The sequence below is a fragment of the Dysgonomonas massiliensis genome, from assembly GCF_900240225.1.
Lineage (GTDB): Bacteria > Bacteroidota > Bacteroidia > Bacteroidales > Dysgonomonadaceae > Dysgonomonas > Dysgonomonas massiliensis.
Genome location: NZ_OEPV01000003.1, coordinates 85,119 through 108,500 on the forward strand (window position 1 = coordinate 85,119; position 23,382 = coordinate 108,500).

Below are 23,382 nucleotides of genomic sequence, written 5' to 3' on the forward strand. Positions count from 1 at the left end.
TCATTTTAAAAAGTGATACTAACACCACCTGTTATTACTCTTGACTGAGGATATATACCAAAGTCTACTCCTCTTGATAATGATGATGACTGACCTACTTCTGGGTCTATGCCACTATAACTAGATACTGTAAATAGATTCTGGCCACTTACATACAATCTAACTTTCTGAAGCATTGCTTTTTTCACTAGTGCCGAAGGTAATGTATAACCGAATTGAACATTTCTCAAACGGAGGTAAGTTCCAGATTCAACATATCTGTCAGACGGACGGTTATTATCATTTGCATCATTTGCTGCCAATCTTGGAATATTGGTATTCGTATTTTCCGGAGTCCAATAATTCAATAGAGCTCTGTCTTTATTTGTTATATCGCTCAAGCTGTATGTATATACACGTGCTGCATTGTAAATATCGTTCCCTATTGTTCCTCCAAACTGCATATTCAAATCAAAACCTTTCCATGCAGCAGAGATATTGAAACCATAAATAATATCCGGGATTGGATTGCCTATCATTACTCGATCATTTGAATCCAAAACATCATTGCCGTCCGTATCGACAAATAATACGTCTCCAAGCTCGGCATATATTTGACCTTGGCTTCTCGCCAAATCCAATTGTCCCTGAGTCTGAATCAAACCATCTGTTTTGTACCCCCAAAATGCACCTATTGGTAATCCTTTATTGGTATAAGTCACATTTTGCTGTCTTACAACTCCACTTGAAATAGGTTTACCGCCATTTAGCTCAGTCATTCTGTTTCGTATAGTAGACATATTGAAGCCCAAGCTATATTCAAAGTCGTTGATTTTATCTCTCCATTCCAGGTTAAATTCAATACCTCTATTGTTAGCTTCACCTGTATTAGTATATGGTGCATTAGGGTATCCCATATAGTAATTCATAGGGGTTCCCAGAAGCATATCTTTAGTATCCTTGTCATAATATTCGAAACTAAAGATCAATCTATTGCTTAGGAAAGTTGCATCAAGTCCGAAATTGACTGATTCGGATGTTTCCCATTTTATATTAGGATTACCCAGTTTAGCTACAGCTATACCTTGTTGATGTTCTTTGTTTGTTCCAAACAGATATCCGTACTGTTTCCATAACGACAATAGGCTTAGATATTGGTGACTTCCGATACTTTGATTACCTATTTGTCCCCATCCGGCACGCAGTTTCAATGAAGATATCCAATTTGCATTCAATTTCTTAAAGAATTCTTCATTGTCTATTCTCCAACCTAAAGCAAAAGAAGGGAAATTACTCCAACGGTTCTCTTTTGCAAACTGAGAAGATCCATCTCGTCTGAAAGATGCAGTCAATAAATATTTGTTGTCAAATTCGTAGTGAACTCTACCTAAATACGAAATCATTGCATACTCACTGGCACCGTTTGAGTTATTCTGCAATGTATTCAAAGCAGCCGTACCATAATGGAAGTTAGGAGATTCGCCTATAAAATCTCTGAAATTATTTCCAAAACTTTCAGATTTACCCCATTCATTGGTATATCCCAATACTACATTCAAACTATGCTTCTCAGCAAATGTATTCACATACGACAATGTATTTTCCCATGTGTAATAGTTACTATTTACATTTGATTTAGACATATAGCTCTCATTATTTTGCTGACTGGATGAGACAAAGTATATAGGACTAAAATATTTGCTATTATTTCTTCTGATCTCTGCCCCAAAGTTGGTTTTTAATTTAAGTCCTTTGATTATACCAACTTCCCCATACACATTACCTACAAAAGTGAACTTTTTGTCTTTAGGATCTCCATATTCTATACTTGCTAATGGATTGTAATAATCAATATAAGGCGATGAACCATATTTCCAATTTCCTACCAAATTTCCATTTGCATCTTTTTCTTTATATTTGGCCATCACAACCGGCTCTACTCTGATTGCATTACTGATTACACCATAATCGGCATCATAGACACCTTGATTGTTGTACTCACTGATACCACTTGAGTTTGATACTGACACCGTAGCATTAGTTCCTACAGTAAAGTAATCTTTGATTACTGTCTTCTCTGTACTTTGACGCAATGAAATTCTTTCGAATTCTGTTCTTTTTATTGTTCCTTCCTGATTAATGTAGTTGGCTCCAAAATTATACATGAAGTCATCTTTTTTTCCTCCGCTAATACCTAAGCTATAGTTATGCATAAAAGCACTTCTTGAAACAGCATCCATCCAATTAGTGTTAGGCACATAAAGGTTATCTCCTACTTTTTGCACTTTACCAACAGCTATATATCTATTATTCAAATCTTCCTCAGTAAGAGTAACTCTACTCAAGTCCAAAGCTTTAACATCTGACGCTGCTTTGATCTTATTTATTTCTGATTGCAGAGTATACCATTCTTTTCCATCCATCAGATCCAGGTTGTTCAACAATTTATTGACTCCCCAATAAGCATCAAATGTTACTATCGCTTTTCCATCCGATCCTTTTTTAGTAGTGATAAGAATGACACCATTAGCTCCTCTTGAACCATAGATAGCCGAAGCCGAAGCGTCTTTCAGAACCTCCATTGATTGAATATCAGAAGTACTCAAATACCCTATATCCGTAACAGGCATTCCATCAACCACATACAATGGGTCAGCATCATTTACGGTACCTACACCGCGAATACGTATCGTAGCCGATGCACCTGGTGTTCCCGAATTGGATGTCACAGATACACCTGTAGCTAGCCCTTGCAACGCTGATGCAACATTTGCTACTGGTTGACGGGATATTTTATCTTTATCTATAGATGCAATAGCTCCCGTAATGTCACTCTTTTTCATCGTACCATAACCAACGACCACAACTTCGTCCATTACGGTTGAATTTACTTTTAGTATGACATCATTAACTCCTTCTTTTACAGCCACTTCTTTAGACTCATACCCTACATAGGAAAATACAAGAATCCCACCTTTGGGTACAGTGATTGAATAATTGCCATCAATATCAGTGGCCGTACCAACAGTAGATGAGCCCTTAAGCGTAATGCCGACTCCTATTAGGGCTTCGCCTTGCTCATCGGCAACGTTACCAGTTACTCGAATATCTCCTTGTTGGCTTACGCCTTGAGACAGACTGTAATTTTGTCTCTCATTGGCTATCATAAAGCCAATAGAAGAGATCGCCAAACACATCAAAAAACAGATTGTTCTTAGCTTTTTTGGATTTCCAATACTCATAATTGATATTATTTAAGAAATTTAAGGTTTTACACTTTGTAGGTCTTTATTGTTATTCATAAAAAAACGAAAGCAAATTTAGCATAATTAACTAAATAAACAACACAATAAGTGACATTGTGTAAAAACACCAATCTCTCAAAAAAAGCAAAAATGAACATTAACATTTGATTTAATAACAAAACCAGAGCAATCAAAAGGCGATTACTTAACGCTTTAACTCAATAATTAACAATTGCCAGAATCATCGACGCAACTTATCACACACACACAAGAATAGATATTATCACTAACAAAAACCAATTTATTCTGTCATTATCAAGCTAAGCAAAGCGCAGCTCTATGCTTCAATATTGTTTGATTGGCATGGAGCTATACTTTATATAAGCATTTATCACGACTTAGCGTACATAAGCGAAAGGATTTCATATATTTTCAGTCAAACCTCCTCCATAATCTTCATCGGCTATAATTATCTTTACTTTCTTATTGTCATCAAGTTGTTCAACAACAAGCCAGCACTCTGTATAACAACTATTTATAAAAAAACACAAACAATTATCTATTTAGCTATATAATTATTCTTTGATTTAAACATAAGTCTCATTCATAGATATGCACATTAATCGTCTGCATGCCGGTGGTTGCCTATCACTACCTTTTGACGAGCAGAAAGTCTCGCAGCAGTTAACCCACTACGCTATAATGTCTGTGATCCTTGAGAAAAGATATTTGACGGAGTATGGCTAGAAAAGAATTGGAATATTATTTGATTCAGTATTCATAAAAAAAAGTTTTACAAAACAGAATAAATACACATTGACAACCTATATACAAACACATTAGCAAAACAAAACACTCTTATTTTACTAAACTAATCTAAATTTAAACCATAATTTCAAAACGACTTTATCTATAGAATAAAATACGATTCTAGAATAAATTAAAACAAAGTAACAATATCCAGACTATTGATTACATTTGCAATTATTAACTTAAAACACAAAACAACATAAAAAAATTACTACTCCTTTTTGTACTTCCTTTACTTTTATTAAATTCATGCAGTAGCGATGATGATAGTGGTTATGACACTCTGGATGGCACAATTTGGATATCAGAAGGAACAGAAGATGGATTTTCATATAAAAGTACAATTAGTTTCCAAGAATCAACATATATCATATCTGGGTATGAAATATTTGATGACAGTAAATATGAGTCTACTAGTATAGGAACCTATACATATAAACATCCAAATGTTACACTAATAGACGATGCATACCCTACTCCAGAAACTTTTAAGATATCAGGAAATAAATTAGGAGTTGGCAATGATATTGTTTGGACTAAGAAATAAAAAATTTACATAAGTTTTAATCTTCTTTTTTAGAGGATTAAAACTTATGTAAATTAACCGACTATTCATAAATAATAGGTTTATACTAGTATATCTGTATTTCATCAACGAATAAAGATGCAGCTTTACCTGCTCCTCCTGCCCATGATGGCTGAGATCTTAAATATTTGGCTGTAACTTTCACATAGCGAGCCTCGACTTTGTCAAATTTCGCATTTAAATATTCCGGACCTATTTTATGGCTTTCATCTACAGGTGCATATTCTTGCGAAAACACTTTTGTAAAACTAGCATTATCATTTGATATTTCTACAGTAAATTCACTAGGATTGAATATCCAGCTTGCTACATCAATAAATGTTCCAATTACAACAGATGAGAAATCAGTGATCTCACCTAAATCAACAGTAGCAACAAGATCTTGCTGAAATCCAATCCATCCGCCACTAGAATATACATCCCCTCCTTTTTGTCCATCCACCAGAGTAGGGGCTCCGGCATATGTATATCTTCCCCAAGGTTTATTTTCCAGAGTAATAGGACGGAAAGTAGCTTTGTTGATATTCAATTCTCGTTCGTAAATTTTACTTTTCACACCATCTCTAATAGATATAGCTTTCAGAATAGCATCTTTATCAATAATCAAAACATCAGTGTACATTGAGCTGTTTTCTGTAGGCTCGCTACCGTCTAATGTATAGTAAATAGCTGCATTGTCAAATGTTGACAAAGTAAGTTTTACTTGTTTCTTTTCGTTATCAATCTCAACTTTATCCTTGATGTTGAAAATGTGCGTAGCATAATTATAACCATAGTGCTTATATAACTTAGTCAAGTTAGCCAAGCGAGGAAGGAATTTGGCATAATCTTTCTTCTCAGGTATTGCCCATTGTATTTCGGACAAAGCACCCATACGTGGTAATACCATGTATTGAACATGATAGAAATTTTTCATATATTCAGTCCAAACATTCGCTTGTGTTCCAATTATATGTTTCTTCTGTTCTTCAGTTAATTCTGCAGGAACAGGTTCATAATTGTAAACAGTTTCAACTGGGACGTATCCTCCGATTCCAAACAATTCACCTTTTAAATCGACTGATTGATAATAGTCGAAATATAAAAACGTAGTAGGAGTCATTATTGCATCGTGGCCTTGTTTAGCAGCAGCAGTACCTCCTTCAACACCTTGCCATGACATAATAGTGGCATTCGGAGCGATTCCTCCTTCCAATATTTCATCCCAACCGATAACTTTACGTCCTTTGCTATTAATGTACTTCTCTATACGTTGAATTACATAACTTTGAAGTCTTTGTTCTTTTGTGTGTTTAGCATCAGCTTTGAGTCCTAGTTCATTTATCTTGGCTTGGCATTTAGGACATTTCTCCCATTGTGTTTTAGGACACTCGTCGCCGCCAACATGAATATATTCAGATGGAAAAAGGTCGATAACTTCGTTAAATATATCCTCTAAGAACGGATAAATATCTTCATTGCCAGCGCAAAGTACATCATCAAATATGCCCCATGTTTGAGCAACCTTATAAGGACCTCCAGTACAACCTAAATTCGGATATGTTGTTAATGCTGCTAGCATATGGCCAGGAAGATCAACTTCTGGTATAACTGTAATAAAACGATCTTGAGCATATTTTACGACATCTTTTATTTCCTCTTGTGTATAATAGCCACCATAAGGTTGTCCATCATATTCACCACTATTTTTACCTATAACGGTTTGTTCTCTCATCGATCCGATCTTTGTCAATTCCGGGTATTTTTTAATCTCCATTCTCCAGCCTTGATCATCAGTCAGATGCCAGTGAAAGCGGTTGATATTATGCAACGCTAGCATATCAATATATATTTTGATTGAGTCGACAGAAAACATGTGACGGGCAACATCAAGATGCATACCTCTGTATGAAAAGCGAGGATAGTCATTGATAGTAGCACCTTTAAAATTCACCATACTTACGTCGTTGTCCGCAGGAATAGATTTACGTATGGTTTGCACTCCATAGAAAACTCCTGCGTGCGAAGCTCCCTCGATATATATACCTTCTGAAGTTACATCAATTTTGTAAGCTTCAGAATTAGAGGAAGAAAGACCTATTTTCAAGATTATGTTATTCGTAGCTGCTGCTTGATCTGTTATCGAAATTTTTAGTCCGGTATTCTGTTTAATATATTCAGCTAAGAATTGGGCTGTACGCTCCAACCCCTCATCTCCAGATGTATATACGATCTTTGTATTCTCGTTCAACGAAAATACAGTTTCATCTTGTATTTCAATGCTTTGAGGTAATGGTACAATATCATAATTCGCTTCTGCCATTTTTGATTCTTTACAACTAGTGAATAATATAATTATACAGCAAACTAATACTGTTATATGTTTTAATTTCATATGCTTTAAAATATAATCATCGTTATTATAATAAATAGAGAGACTCAGACATCTAACTGCTAAGTCTCTACTATTCACTTTTCATATATACTCACACATCTTATTTTGTTGAAGTACAGTAGTTCGATAGTTTAGATGCCCACCATAGAGGAGTTCTTGCTCTATCACCATTGTCGCTATTGCCTCCTGATTCTGCTACAAGTATATTTACACCCTCAGCATAATTCTCTCTGTTTCTTCCTTCTTCATATAAAGGGAAATTGTTTCTTTGAATAAAGTTAAGAGGATTATAGATATCATTGTCTGGCCAGTTAGCTAATCCGTCAGGTCTAACTTCTGGAATATCCATTGCAGGTAGATTCAATCGTCTCTTATCATTCCATACTTGTATAGACATATCAGGATATAAAGCTATATACTTTTGTGAAATAATTTTTTCTAGATTAGTGTTACCTGCTGAAGTGATATCATCGTCATATTTTGCAGATGTACCCCAACCATTTTTGCTTGCAGAAGCTAAATATTCATCAAGCTTAGCATCTACACCGTATTCTTTGAATGATGCTCTAATACCATTTTCATACATTTCTTTGGCATTACCTGCAGCCAATTTGCGTTCAAATGATTCGGCCAACAAGAAACATACTTCCGAATAAGTCATTAGTTTATATTCTCTATCTGCATTAGCAGAGCCTCTGAATACAGACGCATTCATTCTTGATACTTGTAAAGAGAAATCTCCTGCATTTGCTTTGTTTGGGTTCATTCCTTGCCAGTAATACTTATCATTATGTTTCGCAAAACTATACATGCTTAAAGCTCTAGGGTCTATAGTTTCGGGAGCAACAGCAATAGCATCTTTGTTGATATCACTTGGTATTTCCATTGCTATACCTCCAAGTCCGCTAAGATTTTTAGACATTGAGGTCGTTAGAATAACATTATGCCACCCTATCACAGAATATGGATAAGTATTTCCCCATTCACTATAAGATTTTGCAGTCAAATCTTCTCCCTCTAAAATAAAGCCAATTAGTTCGCCATTCTTAGTTGCTTCAAGTGATTTTTTGATTTGCTCTTTAGATAGGTTTTCATCTATTTCTGAAACTTTCAGTGCTAAACGTAAGCGTAGCGAGTTTGCAAAGCGTAACCATTTTTTTACATCTCCGTTGTAAGCCGGTTCTATTTTAAGAGCATCTTGAGATTCATCAAATGATTGGATTGCTGTTTCAAGATCCTCAAAATAATATTTATATTGATCTTTCAATGGCATATATTCTCCGTTGGTTTCAGTTGATGAACGAGGATAGGGAGCTGGTCCAAAATGATCGGTAAAGTTAGATTGTAGAAATGTTCTCCACGTGAGTGCATATCCAATTAGATTATCTTCGTCGAGATAAATATCTGTCTTTTCCAATGCTTTATTCAATAACTTCAGGTGAGAAGTGTAATGTCCTGAAAAGTAATCCGAATTATATGAATCGTTGGAGCTGAATCCTCCTGTTGTAAACTGAGCAAATACGTCTTGTTCAATCATCTTGATTCTTTCCATCAAGTGTCCGCCACCTGCAAGACCTCCGTTTTCTTGAGTATAATTCAAATTGCTAGAATATTGTATAATCGAAGATATGTATCTGTGAGAATTTGAGTATCCGTCCTCTGCTATTTGATGAGGATTTTTGTTTATGTCTTCGAAGCTATCGGTACACGAAGTAGAGAAAAATCCTATGGCTAGCAGTGTTATTAATGTGTATATATATTTATTGTATTTCATAATTCTGAATTTTTTAGAATGTTACATTCAAGTTGAAACCAAAACTTCTAAGAGTCGGCATTGAACCATATTCGAAACCTTGAGCATTTCCGGTAGAATAACCGGCTTCCGGATCAAAACCTTTCACTTTGCTATGTATCATCCATAGGTTACGTCCTACAAAGCTAATTTTTGCACTACGTATGAATGTTTTAGATAGTACTGATTTAGGCAGATTGTAGCCTATGCTCAGTTCTCTTAGTCTTAAGTTTGTTGCGTCTTTTACCCATTCTTCAGTAGGACCATAACCTCCTGCGACTCTAGCCCAATATTCTTGAGCTTGTGTGTGTGATGTCACAGCTTCGCCATCCTTATTCACTCCATGAAGTTCAATACTTCCTTTTTCACGGTTTGCAGCTGTGAAGTCCAATGTTCCAGCTTCAGCTCCTTGTCTTAAAGATCCCATATATACTTTACCTCCATAACGGATATCAATTTGGAAAGCAAGATCTATTCCCTTATAGCTAAATTGATTGATTAAACCTCCCATCCATTTTGGACTAGCATTTCCAAGATAGTGCATTTCCTGAGTTGCCTGAGGTAAACCATCTGAACCTAAAATCAGTTGTCCGGCATCATTTCTCAGATACTTTGTTCCATACATATCACCAAATTTGCCTCCTTCTTTAGCTACAATACGCAACACTTTTGAGTATGAGCTATGACTTAATAAAAATTCGTCAATACGATTATCAAGTCTTACAATTTCATTCGTATTCTTAGAGAAGTTGAAAATAACATTCCAATTAAAATCTTTGCTTACCACTGGTTTCCCGTTCAATACTAATTCAATACCTCTATTCCTTATTTTTCCGGCATTTATCATCCTAGAGAAATATCCTGTTGTAGGCGATACCGGAATTGCGAAAATTTGATCTTTAGCATCTTTGTTGTAGAATGAAAAATCAAGTCCTAGACGATTGTTAAATGCACTTAATTCCAGACCGACTTCATAAGAAGTTACAGTTTCACTTTTCAGGTCAGGATTAATCTTTACAAGTGAGGGTAAAACATTTCCACCACTCATATTTGCATATGGTATTGTTGCATAAGGATTTGTATCATTACCTACCTGAGCCCATGAAAGTCTTATCTTCCCATAATTTATAGGGCCTAATTTAGATGCAAATGTTTCCGAGAATAACCAACTGAAACCTACAGACGGATAGAAATAAGACCAATTCTTTTGGGGTAGAGTTGAAGACCAGTCATTACGAGCGGTAACATCAAGATAGTATGCGTCATCCCAGCTTAGAGATGCTGTCCCATAAAGAGAATTTAGCTTTTTACGAGTATGTGATTGACTCGATCTAACATCCATACCATTCATCATCGAATAAAAATATTCTACATGTAGTCCGTTAGCTGTTGCGTAGATACCATCAAAGCGTGAATACATCATATTTCCTCCGGCACTAGCTAGAATACCTAGACGATCGTTTACGAAACGTTTGTTGAATGTCAATAAGAAGTCTGTATTCATTTCATAACCTTCATTATTATCTGTCATAATATTGCCTCTAACATCGGCGTAAGTAGAGAATACAGTACCTGTTCCTTGAATATTTTCGTATCGTGTTGATATATAATCGATACCATATCTTACCTGCAAATTTAACCAATCTGTAAATTCGTATTTAGCCGAAGCAAAACCCATAAAACGATTTCGTCTATTTACTGTCGTATTATTGTATGCCGAGAAGTATGGGTTAGCTGTATTTCCTGACAAAGGATATACATAGCTGACAGGTTTGCCAACAATATTTTCGGAGCTTTCTACCATTTGTGTTCCTGCAGGCCAAGCATATGGATCCACAATGTGATCGTATGTTGCATGATAGCCGTTGTCTCCTAATCTTAGGTTATTAAGATTTACTGATCTAGGCATAACCAAGAATTGACTGAAGATATTATCGTGATTACCTCCTAATCTCAACATATTCTCTGTATTCTGATGTACAAAGCTTCCTTTAGCATCTACAGATAGTTTTTTCGATAATTGTGATGTTGCACGTAGAGTTGCAGAAGTTCTGTTAAATTCATTATTTGGAACAACACCTTTGTTTCTTAAGTGAGAAACACCAAGACGAACTGTACTTTTATCTGTTGCATTAGTGATATCAACACTATTTGTCCAAGTATGACCGGTCTGTAGGAAATCCTTCATGTCGGCTCCACCTTTATCATATATTAACTCACGACCTACATAATCTGTATAAGTTTGTCCCGAAATAGGTGCTCCCCAGCTAAAACGTCCGTGATCTTTTGTAGTGTTAATTTCACCTTGTGTACCTTGCCCGTATTGATTTTGGAATTTAGGAGTAGTCATTAAATCGTCAATAGTCAAGTTCATCGAGTAAGACACACCTAATCCTTTAGTGCCCTTACCAGTCTTCGTCTTGATCATGATAACACCATTACCGGCACGAGAGCCATACAATGCCGCTGCAGCAGGACCTTTCAGAACCGACATACTTTCGATATCATCCGGAGAAATATCAGCCATTCCTGATCCTCTGTCGACCAATTGTTCACCCCATTGGTCATCATTATCAGATCCAGTACTTCCATCAATTGGAACTCCGTCAACAACAATTAGCGGTTGATTGTTTCCCGTCAATGAACTGTTACCACGTAACACGATTCTGCTTGATCCCCCTGCTCCTGACGGAGATTGGCGAATATCAAGTCCGGCAATCTTACCGGCTAATGAGTTTGCCACATTTGCGTCACGGGTCTCTAGTAAATCAGCCCCTTTAACCTCCTGAAGTGCATAACCTAACGATTTGCGGCTTCTCTCAATACCCAAAGCTGTGACAACAACATCGTCTAAAACGACATCACTCTCTTGCATTGTGATTGTTATCGAAGTTTTTCCGTCAAGATTGATTTCTGTAGTTTTCATACCAACATAGGTAACTACCAATGTCGCATTCGTATTAGTTACATTGAGTGTAAAGTTGCCATCAATATCAGTCATAACCCCCGATGTGGCAATACCTTTTTCTTGTACTGTAGCTGCAATTACAGGTTCATTATTCGAATCAAAAACAACACCTTGTATTGCTACTTTTTGTTGTGCGAATCCCGGTATAGCCATAAACATGAGAATCCCTAGTATAAAGGATTGAATCAAATGGCCATTTCGTCTTTCTTTTAGGTTTTCTTTTCTCATAGAAATAAAGATAAAATGTATAATAATTTTTAAGGTTTTCCGTATAGCTGATTTGCTACAATGTTTATTGGTTAAAATGTGTGTTTTCTTTCATTAAAAAATATATTTTATATTCGTATTTAATCTTAGGCTAATATGTAACAGTCCGATCTATAAGACAATATATCAATTTATATAGATAAGAGGTTTTTCATATGACTTATCTTTCACTTACTTTCTTTATGCTAAGATATGGTATATACAGTTATTGGAAATCCGATTTTGCGTATCAATATCCTCAAATTGCGAAATTAACAACTTCAGTTTTCGACATATTGTATTATATACAGAAAGTATGGATAATTAGTATTCGGATGCCCTATTTCTTGATCTTATGCTGTTTTCTATACTCGAGAGGAGTACAACCTTTCATCTTTTTAAATTGCCGACTTATATTTTTATAATCTGAAAATCCCAGATTCATAGCTATATCAACTATAGCATCATCTGTTTCGACCAATTGCAGGATAAACTTTTCGATGCGTAGATTTAATATGTAATTGTATATTGATTCTCCCGTTACCTCTTTGAACTTTATTTCGAGTAAACGTCGAGACATTGGAACCAAGTTTACAATATCATCAACGTTAAGTTTTTCATTCGTATTAATATGTATATGTTTGAGTGCTTTTTGTATATGTTTATTGCTGGTTGCATAGGTATCAGTCGAATTCCGGGTAGTTATATGCGTTGGCTGAACCACTATATCATATGGTTTCATACCTTTATTGGCTAATAGCCGATCTATCATTTCGGCAGCTTCGAAACCGCCTTTTTCTACATCCTGATTGATAGAAGATAAGGGAGGAATAGACATTAGGCATACTGCTTCATCATTATCAACCCCCAATATGGCAACATCTTCAGGGATTCTGATTGAATTTTTATTGCAAATCTCAATTATATTGTGCGCTTGATTGTCGTCAGACGCCATGATTGCTATTGGCTTAGGAAGAAGTTTTAACCATTCAGTCAATGGCTTGGATTCGTAATACCAAAGATCTTTAAAATCAATATTCTGATATTCAAATAAATTTTTGCCCAAGTTTTTTTTTTCTAATGTTTCTCTAAACCCGATGAAGCGCTCATCAGACCATACAACCCCGCGATATCCGTAGAATGCAAAGTTTTTAAAACCTCTTTGGATAAAATATTCCGCGCCCATTCTTCCGGCTGCTATATGATCACCTGTTATATTAGGAATGTTCGTAAAGCGTTGCTTGAAATCCTGAGCTATAGCAATAATGCCATTTTCTGCAAAAATGGACACATTATCGGTCGGGTAAAACTGAGCAATTATAGCATCAGCTCCCCAGTCCAAAGCCCATTCTAGCACACCTTCTACTCCATGCTCAACCCTATAAGAAAGAGGCATTTTGCATAACTCCCAAGGCTCATGCTCTTTAGTGTATTCGACAATTCCTTTTAGTAAGAATTTAGCGTACTCTTCTGTAAAGTCGGTCAAGAATATTATTTTAGCCATTCTTAAAGATAAATAAAAAAACAGGAAGCTTCAAAGCCCAAAGCCCTAAAACTTCCTATTTGAGAGTTGATCAAAAACTTGTCAATTTATTGTAATAGTAGTTTCATTTATATTCCATCCAGAAATTTTGAGATGATCGATTGCTAGTTTATCTGCATCATATTTACATGTAAACTCCTTCTTCTCTTTAGGTTGTAAACTATTGTAATTGTCATTCCAAAAAATAGGATATGGAATTTCTCCATCTTTATCCTTAGCTAGAAGCTGAACAAAAAATGCTATTTTATCACCAGTATTTTCAATGCTTACTCGAAGTTCGTCTTTTTCTTTAGATACCGAAACTTTTAAGTCAGCTTCAGGCATATTAGTAAGAGCTTTGAAATCACCGTAAGATGTCATCGGAGTACCTACCCACATTGACTTATCCCAATCGTACTGATCTGGTTTCGATGACAATGCGTAAAAATTATCAGACAAAATACTTCCTTCCGCATCAATAATTTCTAAGAACAATAATGTGTTGATAGCTGAGTTGTCTATCTCTGTGATTTTGTCTACTTTATTAGATGCAATTGAAATCACCTGCTCTTTGGAGAATATTATATTAGAGTTTGCATCATATGCTTTTATTATAACTTTTGCATTACTTAATTCAGTCAACTCATCATTGATTACATAAATTCCATTATCAGCATAGTTGTATACAACTTGTAAAGGCTTATTTCCTCTTTTTACTCCGTAATAAGCCGGAACTGGTATTTTCTCATAATCATAAAGTTGCCAATATAATGATGGCCATGCCGAGTTCAGCATCCATTGTACAATTCCTGTAGCTCCTTCTTTATTCACTCTGAAAGCTTCATACATGCTTTTAGTCGACTGATAGCTGATCAAATGAGATCTATCAAGATAATCTTTTAAATTGTCGGCTTTTCCATACATGGCTTCAAGTATCTCTGTATTTAGTTTAAGACTGTTCAATGCAGTTGTAGATGCAGTACAGTGATAATCCCAAACTTCATTTAAAGGCCACAGCTTGTCTTCTGGGATCATTTTCTTTATTGATTCTAATACCGGAATTTGAGGACCAGGTCCTGTTTCTGTATTAAATCCGTATGCACCTCCGTATTTGCGATCGATAAACCAATAGTTAGGCCCAACGTATTCGTATGGTCCAAACATCTTCATTCCGGTCGGACCACTAACTTTACTATCTACGGCTTGTGATGCTGCTATGTATATACGATCATCAACCTCCGCTTTGATATCGAGATACATTCTTTCTAATGTAGGATTTGGAATTTTATCACTTCCTGCCATCCAAACAGCAATACTGGCATGATTTCGTAACCAAGTCAATTGGTCGCGCCAATAGTCAGCCAACAGATTCATATCATGTTCCGAGTGTATGCAGCCATACTGATCATCAGGAATACCAAGATAGGCTTCCCATTCCCATTGGCAGCTCCAACCTACAAATGCAATTAATCCATAACGATCGCATAAATCGTAAATATTCTGACTGGTTCCCCATACGTTTTCGAAACGGATAGAATTGAGATTCATATCTTTCACATACTGTACCTGAATTTCGTTAGACTCGGGTGTATCCCTCAAGAATAAGTCGTCAGTCCAACCAGCGCTTCTTACCAGAACTTTTTTGCCGTTAAGCATTACACCCTGATGTCCATCTTCAGTCCAGTATGAACGGAAGTCTCTTATTCCGAAAGTTACATTTTCACTGCTACTAATTTCATTGTTAACAATGAATTGAAGATCGAGATTGTATAGCTCCGGATTCCCTAATGATGCAGACCACCAAAGACGAGGATTATCAATGCTAAATTCTTTAACTTCATTCTCGGTTAACTTCAGTGTCTTTTTCTCTTTTGGAGCCAGAGTTACAGGTATAGAGAAGTTAATGTCTTCTATCTTTCCTACAAGAAGACCAGAAGTTTCCTCATTGCTATAATTTTCCAAACTTGTTTGTATACTTATAGATGCATGTTTCAAGCTTTCAATATCCACTTTACTCTGCACCCAAGTGTCTTTCATTCCTACTGCACCTTCAATATTTACAGTTACCTCTCTAAAGATCCCCATGTTCTCATCAAGAGGTCTTGGATTCCAATCAACAAAACCAATGTTTGGTTCTCCTTTTTGGGCTCTGAATACTTCTACAGCAAGTATATTGTTTTCTTGAGCATAATCTGTTATATCAATTTTGTGACGGCGGAAAGTGCCATAAAACTTGTCTTTAGAAGCAATTTGCTTGCCATTAAGCCAAACATTAGCTCTATACGTAACTCCGTCAAATATAAGTTCAATATGTCTTTTGATTTGATCAGGTGTCAGATTAAATTCTGTTCTGTACCACCATGACTTATCAAATATACTTTTGTCAGTATCTTTATAGTTTGTTGCTACGAATAAGTCTTGATACAGTCCATTGTCCGAAAGCGTTCCCATTACGGTAGATGGAACTTTTGCCGTATACCAATCAGTAGTATTTTGTCCTGCTGTCGATATGTCACCTCCTTGATTAGCTATTTTAGCTGATGATTGTAATTTCCAATTGTCTGATAGCATAATTTTCCGTGAAATTATTTTCTTCTCATTCGAGCAGGCTGTAAAGAAGCCAGCCAATGCTACTAATACTCCTAAATAAATAATAAAAAACTTGTTCTTCATATATTGTATGATTGAGTGGTATTATCTTAAATTTCTACTAATGATACTGCTCCAAGAAGAGCTATATCCGGATCTCTTGAAATTTCTATTTTTAGTTTTTTTAGAATCTCAGGATATGGGAAACTTTTCAAATTCTCCATCATTGATTCTTTAAAAAATTTATACGCATTGGTTATACTACCTCCTAAAATTATGATCTGCGGATCATAAGTAAAAAGTATCACTTGCACCAAATTTGCTAAATGCTTGCCATATTCATTCCAGGCATTAAGAGAGTTGGGGTCTCCACATTCTGCTTTACAGAATAGGTCTTTGCCGGTGGCTCTATAATATTTCTCAAAAAAAGCTGATGCACAATAATCTTCATAAATGCCATCTAGATATGAAATTGCACCAATTTCTCCTACGCCGGTATTCGCTCCACTATACAGTTTGTCATCTACTACTACTCCGGCTCCGACCCCTGTGCCAAGAGTCACGCCTACTATATTGTGATAATGCTTACCAACTCCGAATCTTTTCTCTCCTAAAGTAAAGCAATTTGAATCATTATTCACAAAAACAGGAATATTAAATTCATCTTCTAAAATTTTTTTTAGGTGTACTTCTTCCCATGAAGGTATATTTGCTACATTATAAACAATTCCTCGATCTTTATCAACAACGGAAGGGACACCTATACCTATTCCTTTTACTTCAGAATTAATAAGTATTTGTATCAGATCTTTTAGTATCTGCAAAGATTCTATCTGGCTTTTATCAGAAGGGCTTGGCGCCGATACTCTCTGAATAAGTTTGTTGCCTTTTAACTGGCCAAGAGTAACTGTTGTACCTCCTAGATCAATTCCAATAATCATAGGTATAGATTTATTACGTTATTTCATGAATGATTTCAATTACAAATAAATAGAATATAAAATCAAATCTCTACGCATCTTGCGTAGAGATTACCGCGTATTGCGAAGAATTAATAAAAAAAGGATTGATACTTTTATCTTATAATCATAAAAAATGATATTCTACACTCTTATCTAATATAATAAATTACTTTATTGCAGATTTTACCAGATACTTAACAATACTATAAAACAAATACTCCAAGATCCACTTACCAGTAAACCTTGGAGTATCAATAAAAACGATTAAAATCACTTTCTAGTAAAAGATTCTATGTAGTAATTTATCTCAAGTGGATTATTTTCGATTTTCAAAATTAGAGGTAGTTTTTCATTGTCCCAGATCCACATCTTAGTATTATCGATATCAGCAATAACGAAGTAGACATTGAATGTACTTTTTTCGATAACTATTTGATCTTGTTTCTGCAATCTGTAGGTTGTATTATTATAGACAAACGAATTATTTTCTTTCAAATCCTTCAGAGCGTTAACCGATATCAAACCAAAAGTTTCATTATCCTTCATATATTCCTGAGTTCCGTTTACCGGTTGAATAAAATTCAAGTCTGTTCCACAACACAAACCTCTCTGTGAAATATGGTAGCTTCCTTTCAGCCACTTTTGATAAGAAAAGATAGTCCAGTCAAAACGAACGCCAGTTTCGTAGTCTGTATTGATCTCCATTTTATAACGTCTTGTTTGGCCGTATAGTTGGAAAACATAGTTCAGTTCAATAGTATCAGTAGATTTCGATTCCTTAGCTGACAAAATCGGAGTCAAGGATAAAATACAACAAACCAACAATAAATATTTTATTTTTTTCATATTACTTATTCTGCAGGTTAATATTATTTACTCAATGAAGGAGGTAATATCTTCGTTCCCCAATTTGAAGGAGTAGCACTCATTTCAAAAATCAATTCTCCGCCATTAGCTATATCCTGATGCTCGATCCAAGATTTATCATATACCTTACCATTCAATCTAGCAGATTTAATATAGATATTTTTGTCTGAAAGATTATTAGCTATTACTGTAAAAGTCTTTCCATCCTCAAGATGCATTGTATATTTAGGAACGAAAGGAGAATTAATTAAATAATACGACTGACCTGCATTCGGATACAATCCTATCAGATGAAAAGATAACCACGAAGACATAGCTCCCGAATCGTCTCTTCCAGGTAATCCCATAGGTGTGTCATTGTAATGTTTCGCAACAATCTCACGAATGCGACGAGTACTTATATCAGGTCTTCCCAGCCAGTGATACAAACAAGGAGTCAGAAATGAAGGCTCATTATTAACATCATAGAATTCCTGATCGAAAAATGTATCCAACCTATTTTTAAAGGCATCTTTTCCCCCACTCTTCACAATCAGACCTTGCACATCATGCGGAGCAAAAAGAGAATATACCCACGATGTACCTTCGTAGAAATAGGTACACCACCAACAATTATACCAAGGAGCTTCTCGCGTTATAGGCGTATATGTATAAGTCGGATTCTGTATTTTAGACGATCCGTATGGCAATTGATCCAACCAATTACCTTCAGCATCGCGAGGTAGAATAAAACCTTTAACTCCATGATGCTCATAATCCTCGCGCCATAAGTTCTGCCAGTTATTCGCTTGTTTCGAGAATCGTTCATAAATATCATCTTTGCCAAGTCCCTTAGCAACAGTAGCTATATTGAAATCATTGTAAGCATATTCAACCGTACGGCTTCCTGCACGATCAATTCCATAAGGTACATAACCTAAACGATTATATTCAATCAGACCACCTCTACCCTCTTGTTCTTCATTTCCGCCCGGAGGAACAGTTGCATCTTTCAACATTGCTTCCAATGCTGTTTCATAGTCGATGCCTTTAAGTCCTTTAGTATAAGCATCTGCAATCAAAGCAGAAGAGTTGGATCCTCCTTGTGTACGCCCATTACTATTACCGCTACGTGCTTCGGGCATATAACCATCGTGCTTATAAATATCAATCATCGAATTTATGATATTGATCTGTCGTTTCGGATCAACAAATGTAAGAAGAGGACTAGATGTGCGATAAATATCCCATATTGCATAATAGTCATCATAATAAGGCTGATCGCTCTTCCATAATGGATTTTCACCAGTACGATCGACCGGCATCAGCATTGCATGATACAATCCCGTATAAAACATTCTTTTATAAGCCAATGACGCACTTTCATCAATTTCTATCTTACTAACAAGTTTATCCCACTCGCCAATTAAGTCTTTTCTGACAGAATCGAAATCCCAGTGAGATATTTCATTCTCAACATTATATTTCGCTTTATTGGTACTTAGGAATGATATTCCGAGCTTCATATTTACAGTCTTGTTGTCCTTGAAACGCAGTAGTGCACCTGTCTTATCATACGAATCAAATTGCACTTTTTCAGTATTTGACAACTTATCACCTTTCCAAGTTGCGAATTCGGCTATAGGCTGATCAAATTTGGCATAGAAATATACTGTATAAGCACGTCCATTATTCCATCCTCCTCGAACTCTGTTATATCCACGAATCTCAGTATCGGATACAATTTCGATTTCTGAACTGATAAATTGTTGAGCTTCGCGTGCATTCGGTACGGGATTTTCGCCTAAGAAGAATCCCGGATCTACTTTCAATGCCATATCCGACTGACTCGGGTATGTAAAGCGATAGAAAGCAACGCGGCGTACAGCAGTTATTTCTGTCTTGATCTTACTCTCTTTGAAAACTGTAGCATAGTAGCCTAGTTCCATAGTCTCCGATTCTCGCATTGCCGAACGATCGGCCAATTCAAGCTTTCCAATATAAGGTATAACACTTATATTTCCGTATTTAGGACCTCCACCTGTCCCACTAGTATGCAACTGGCTGAATCCTAAAACCGGACTTGGCTGTGGAAGCCAACCACTATTAGAACCCAAAGCACAATCGGGACTTGGTTTTATCATGCCGAATGGATACGCAGGACCAATAAATACACGTCCTAAGCCATCGGAACCGATGGTAGGATCTACATACTTCACATTGCTCTTTTGCGCATCAACAGTCATCATGCAGCTGAATAAAAAGCTCAATATGAATAAACAAAACTTTATATTTTTCATGTAATGAATTATTTATCTATTTTCAATCAGTTATAAAGCTAATTGTATAACTGTACGAATATTCTTTATCTGTAAACCTATATTCTTCAAAAGGCTTCGTTTTCCACGAATCTAATCCCCCTACTCCACGTTGGAACAGATCAACACATAAAACGACCTCATCCAAAGGAAGTATATCTGACCAATGCTGTTGCTTTTTAGTAGTTCCCGGATCGAAATCTTCAGGTAAATTCTTCAGAGCACTAACCGAAAGAGGCTGAGCACCATCAACACGGATGCCCTTTCCTGAATCATTCTTCAACGTCAACCAACGAACATCCATTTTATTTCCTGTTTCTTGAGGACGATAGTATGGGAAAGCCTGATCTTCGACCATTCCACTCCAGACGCCCATGAATGCATCTTTATATCTATCAACATAGCTCTCCCACGGACCACGGCCATACCATTCGAAGTTATTCTTGTCTTTTGGTAAAGACATCAACATTCCGAAACGCATCATTTCGGGTAATTCGTCAGACAATGCCTGATATTTAACATCCATAGTCAGACTTCCATCAGCATCTACAGTATATGACAAAAACACTTTTGCATCTATAGCTCTTAGTTTTCCTTCGTAATTAAATGTCGAAATACGTCCATTTTCAGTTTCACCCTTGAACTTCCATATAATGTTATAATTCGCGGCATTCCATAATAGCAGATTATATTGCTCTTCCGAGCCAAAATCGTTATCGATCGGAGCACGCCAGAAATTCATTCTAGGTAATTGTTTGAATACTTTTTCGCCGTTGTCGGTCAAAGACAATAATGTAGCACCATCTTTCAATGAGAATTCATATTTAAGACTACCAGATTGAACAATAGCTTTTCCTTCTTCTTTCGTTATTTGAATATTACCATCACGTTTTACTGGAACGAAATAATCATTAACCGACATAGCAAATTCTTCTTTCGCTACTTCAAATCCAGCCTCTAATATAGGTGTATCCTTTTTCAGATAAGCAAATACTTGTAAAAAATATTCTACCCCGGCTTTCTTCTCTAATACGGGCAAATTCAATGTAATATCTTTCTTTGTATCAGCAGGAATCATTACGCTGAAGTCACCTTCTTTGAAATTCTTTCCGTTACGTAGAATTCTCCACTTGAATGTGTAATTATCACTTGCCAAATCAGTAAATTTGAAATCGTTGATAATCGTAATAATCCCATTATTCAGATCTTTGGCTTCGAATAAGATATCTTGATATACTTTTTTCACAATATGTGTATGCGGCATATATTGTTGATCTGGAGTTACAATACCATCCATACAAAAATTGCCGTGATTCATTTTATTATATCCACCAAGATCGCCACCATAAGCCCAATAAAAACGGCCTTGTTCATCCTTTGTTGGATAACCATGGTTGTACCATTCCCAGATAAAGCCTCCCTGCATATTTTTACTCGATCGCATCAGATCCCAATATTCTTGAAAATTCCCCATACTGTTACCCATCGCATGCGCATATTCGCACATAATGTATGGTCTACCTATATCGCGGGCTGCATCACGTTTCATCTCTTCCCAAGATGGATACATCGGGCAAATAATATCTGTATTGCGTTCTTCCTTTCTTGAAGCTTGTTCGTATTGAGTAGGACGGCTTGCGTCACGTTGCTTCAACCAATCGTACAATTTGAAATAAACAGGCCCGTTACTCGCTTCATTACCTAACGACCATGTAACTACCGATGGGTGATTCTTATCCCGTTCCACAGTACGGATTAATCGATCCATGTGTGCATCATCCCACTCTGGGAAGTTCGACACATTCTTCTCAGCAAAACTTAAACCATGTGATTCAATATTAGCTTCATTCACAACATAAAAGCCATATTCGTCACACAATTTATAGAAAAGAGTCGGTTGCGGATAATGTGAAGTTCGAATTGCATTAATATTCAATTCTTTCATCAATCGGATATTACGCATCATAACCTCACGAGTTACAACATTCCCATCGAAAGCATTGTACTCATGCAGATTAACTCCTTTCATAAATACTTTCTTCCCATTTACCAATAACTGGCCATCGGTTATTTCAATTTTACGGAAACCAATTTTACACGATGTAGCTTCGATAGTTTTACCTGCAGAATCTGTCAACTCTAAAATCATTGTGTATAGATTCGGAGTTTCGGCAGTCCATTTTGCGACATTTGCAATCATTCCGCTCAATGTTACGTTTCTTGAACCATTTGTTGGAATATTTGCACTTTGATATTTCTTCAGTACTTCTTTACCTTTAGTATCAAGTATAGATACCGATATTTGCTGATTCTGAGATACTCCCCTATAATTCTTTAATTTAACATCGACACTGAATATTCCATTACGATATTTACTATCCAAATCTTGCTTCACAAAGAAATCCTGAATACGTGTCTGAGCTGTACTATACAGATATACATTGCGATTGAATCCTTCAAGACGCCATTTGTCTTGATCCTCAAGATATGTTCCATCACTAAATTTATGTACTTCGCATGCTATACGATTTTTACCTTTACGTACATATTTTGTAATATCAAATTCAGCTGGACTTTTAGCATTTTCAATATAACCAACCTTCTCTCCATTTATCCATAAATACATCGAATTTGTACCATTCTCGAAATGAATAAATATACGACGTCCATCCCAACTTTCGGGAATATCAAACGTATGCCTGTAAAGACCTGTCGGAGAATCTTCACGATTAATAAAAGGAGGATTCTTAGGAACAATACCAAAATTCATATTGATATAAACTGGAGTTCCAAATCCATTAAATTCCCAGTTGCCTGGCACAGGCATTTTATCCCAATTACTTGCATCAAAATTATCAGTATAGAATCCCTTAGGTACATCACTTACACGTGGATACCATTTGAAATCCCAGATACCATTTAATGATCTGTAATATGGAGACGATTCATATCTATCTGCTACCGCCGTTTCAACACTCGAATAAGGTATTGATGTTGCTCTGGTAGGTTCAGTATTAACTGCGAAAACTCGAGGGTTTTCCCAATCAGGAATCTGATTCTCTTGAGCAAATATAGCAGCAAATGAAAATGTAAGGCTCAGAGCCAGACTTGCAATTTTTTTCATTTTAGGTTATTAGTTATAGGT

General features: G+C 36.0%; 10 protein-coding genes. All 10 read right to left on the reverse strand.

Annotated features, from left to right (window positions below):
* Positions 1–5: 5 nt before the first annotated feature.
* Positions 6–3,221: a SusC/RagA family TonB-linked outer membrane protein gene (locus C1A06_RS03985; protein ID WP_185116811.1), complete on the reverse strand. Its 3,216-nt coding sequence runs from the start codon at positions 3,219–3,221 to the stop codon at positions 6–8.
* A 1,445-nt stretch (positions 3,222–4,666) separates the two neighbouring features.
* Positions 4,667–6,994, reverse strand: coding sequence for a glycoside hydrolase family 20 protein (locus tag C1A06_RS03990; protein ID WP_101688947.1), 2,328 nt, complete (start codon positions 6,992–6,994; stop codon positions 4,667–4,669).
* A 100-nt stretch (positions 6,995–7,094) separates the two neighbouring features.
* The gene (locus C1A06_RS03995) at positions 7,095–8,768 is read right to left on the reverse strand and encodes a SusD/RagB family nutrient-binding outer membrane lipoprotein (protein WP_101688948.1); all 1,674 of its coding nucleotides are present in this window, start codon (positions 8,766–8,768) and stop codon (positions 7,095–7,097) included.
* A gap of 13 nt (positions 8,769–8,781) precedes the next feature.
* Positions 8,782–11,982: a SusC/RagA family TonB-linked outer membrane protein gene (locus C1A06_RS04000; RefSeq protein WP_101688949.1), complete on the reverse strand. Its 3,201-nt coding sequence runs from the start codon at positions 11,980–11,982 to the stop codon at positions 8,782–8,784.
* 358 nt (positions 11,983–12,340) lie between these two features.
* Positions 12,341–13,504, reverse strand: coding sequence for a DNA-binding transcriptional regulator (locus C1A06_RS04005; protein ID WP_101688950.1), 1,164 nt, complete (start codon positions 13,502–13,504; stop codon positions 12,341–12,343).
* Between the two features lie 81 nt (positions 13,505–13,585).
* Complete coding sequence (locus tag C1A06_RS04010) at positions 13,586–16,195, reverse strand: glycoside hydrolase family 2 protein (protein WP_101688951.1); 2,610 nt, start codon at positions 16,193–16,195, stop codon at positions 13,586–13,588.
* Between the two features lie 26 nt (positions 16,196–16,221).
* On the reverse strand, positions 16,222–17,052 hold the full coding sequence (locus tag C1A06_RS04015; RefSeq protein ID WP_101688952.1) for an ROK family protein: 831 nt from the start codon (positions 17,050–17,052) through the stop codon (positions 16,222–16,224).
* A gap of 291 nt (positions 17,053–17,343) precedes the next feature.
* On the reverse strand, positions 17,344–17,919 hold the full coding sequence (locus C1A06_RS04020) for a hypothetical protein (protein WP_101688953.1): 576 nt from the start codon (positions 17,917–17,919) through the stop codon (positions 17,344–17,346).
* Between the two features lie 23 nt (positions 17,920–17,942).
* Positions 17,943–20,219: a GH92 family glycosyl hydrolase gene (locus tag C1A06_RS04025; protein WP_101688954.1), complete on the reverse strand. Its 2,277-nt coding sequence runs from the start codon at positions 20,217–20,219 to the stop codon at positions 17,943–17,945.
* Positions 20,220–20,241: 22 nt separating this feature from the next.
* Positions 20,242–23,361: a glycoside hydrolase family 2 TIM barrel-domain containing protein gene (locus C1A06_RS04030; RefSeq protein ID WP_101688955.1), complete on the reverse strand. Its 3,120-nt coding sequence runs from the start codon at positions 23,359–23,361 to the stop codon at positions 20,242–20,244.
* Positions 23,362–23,382 lie beyond the last annotated feature (21 nt).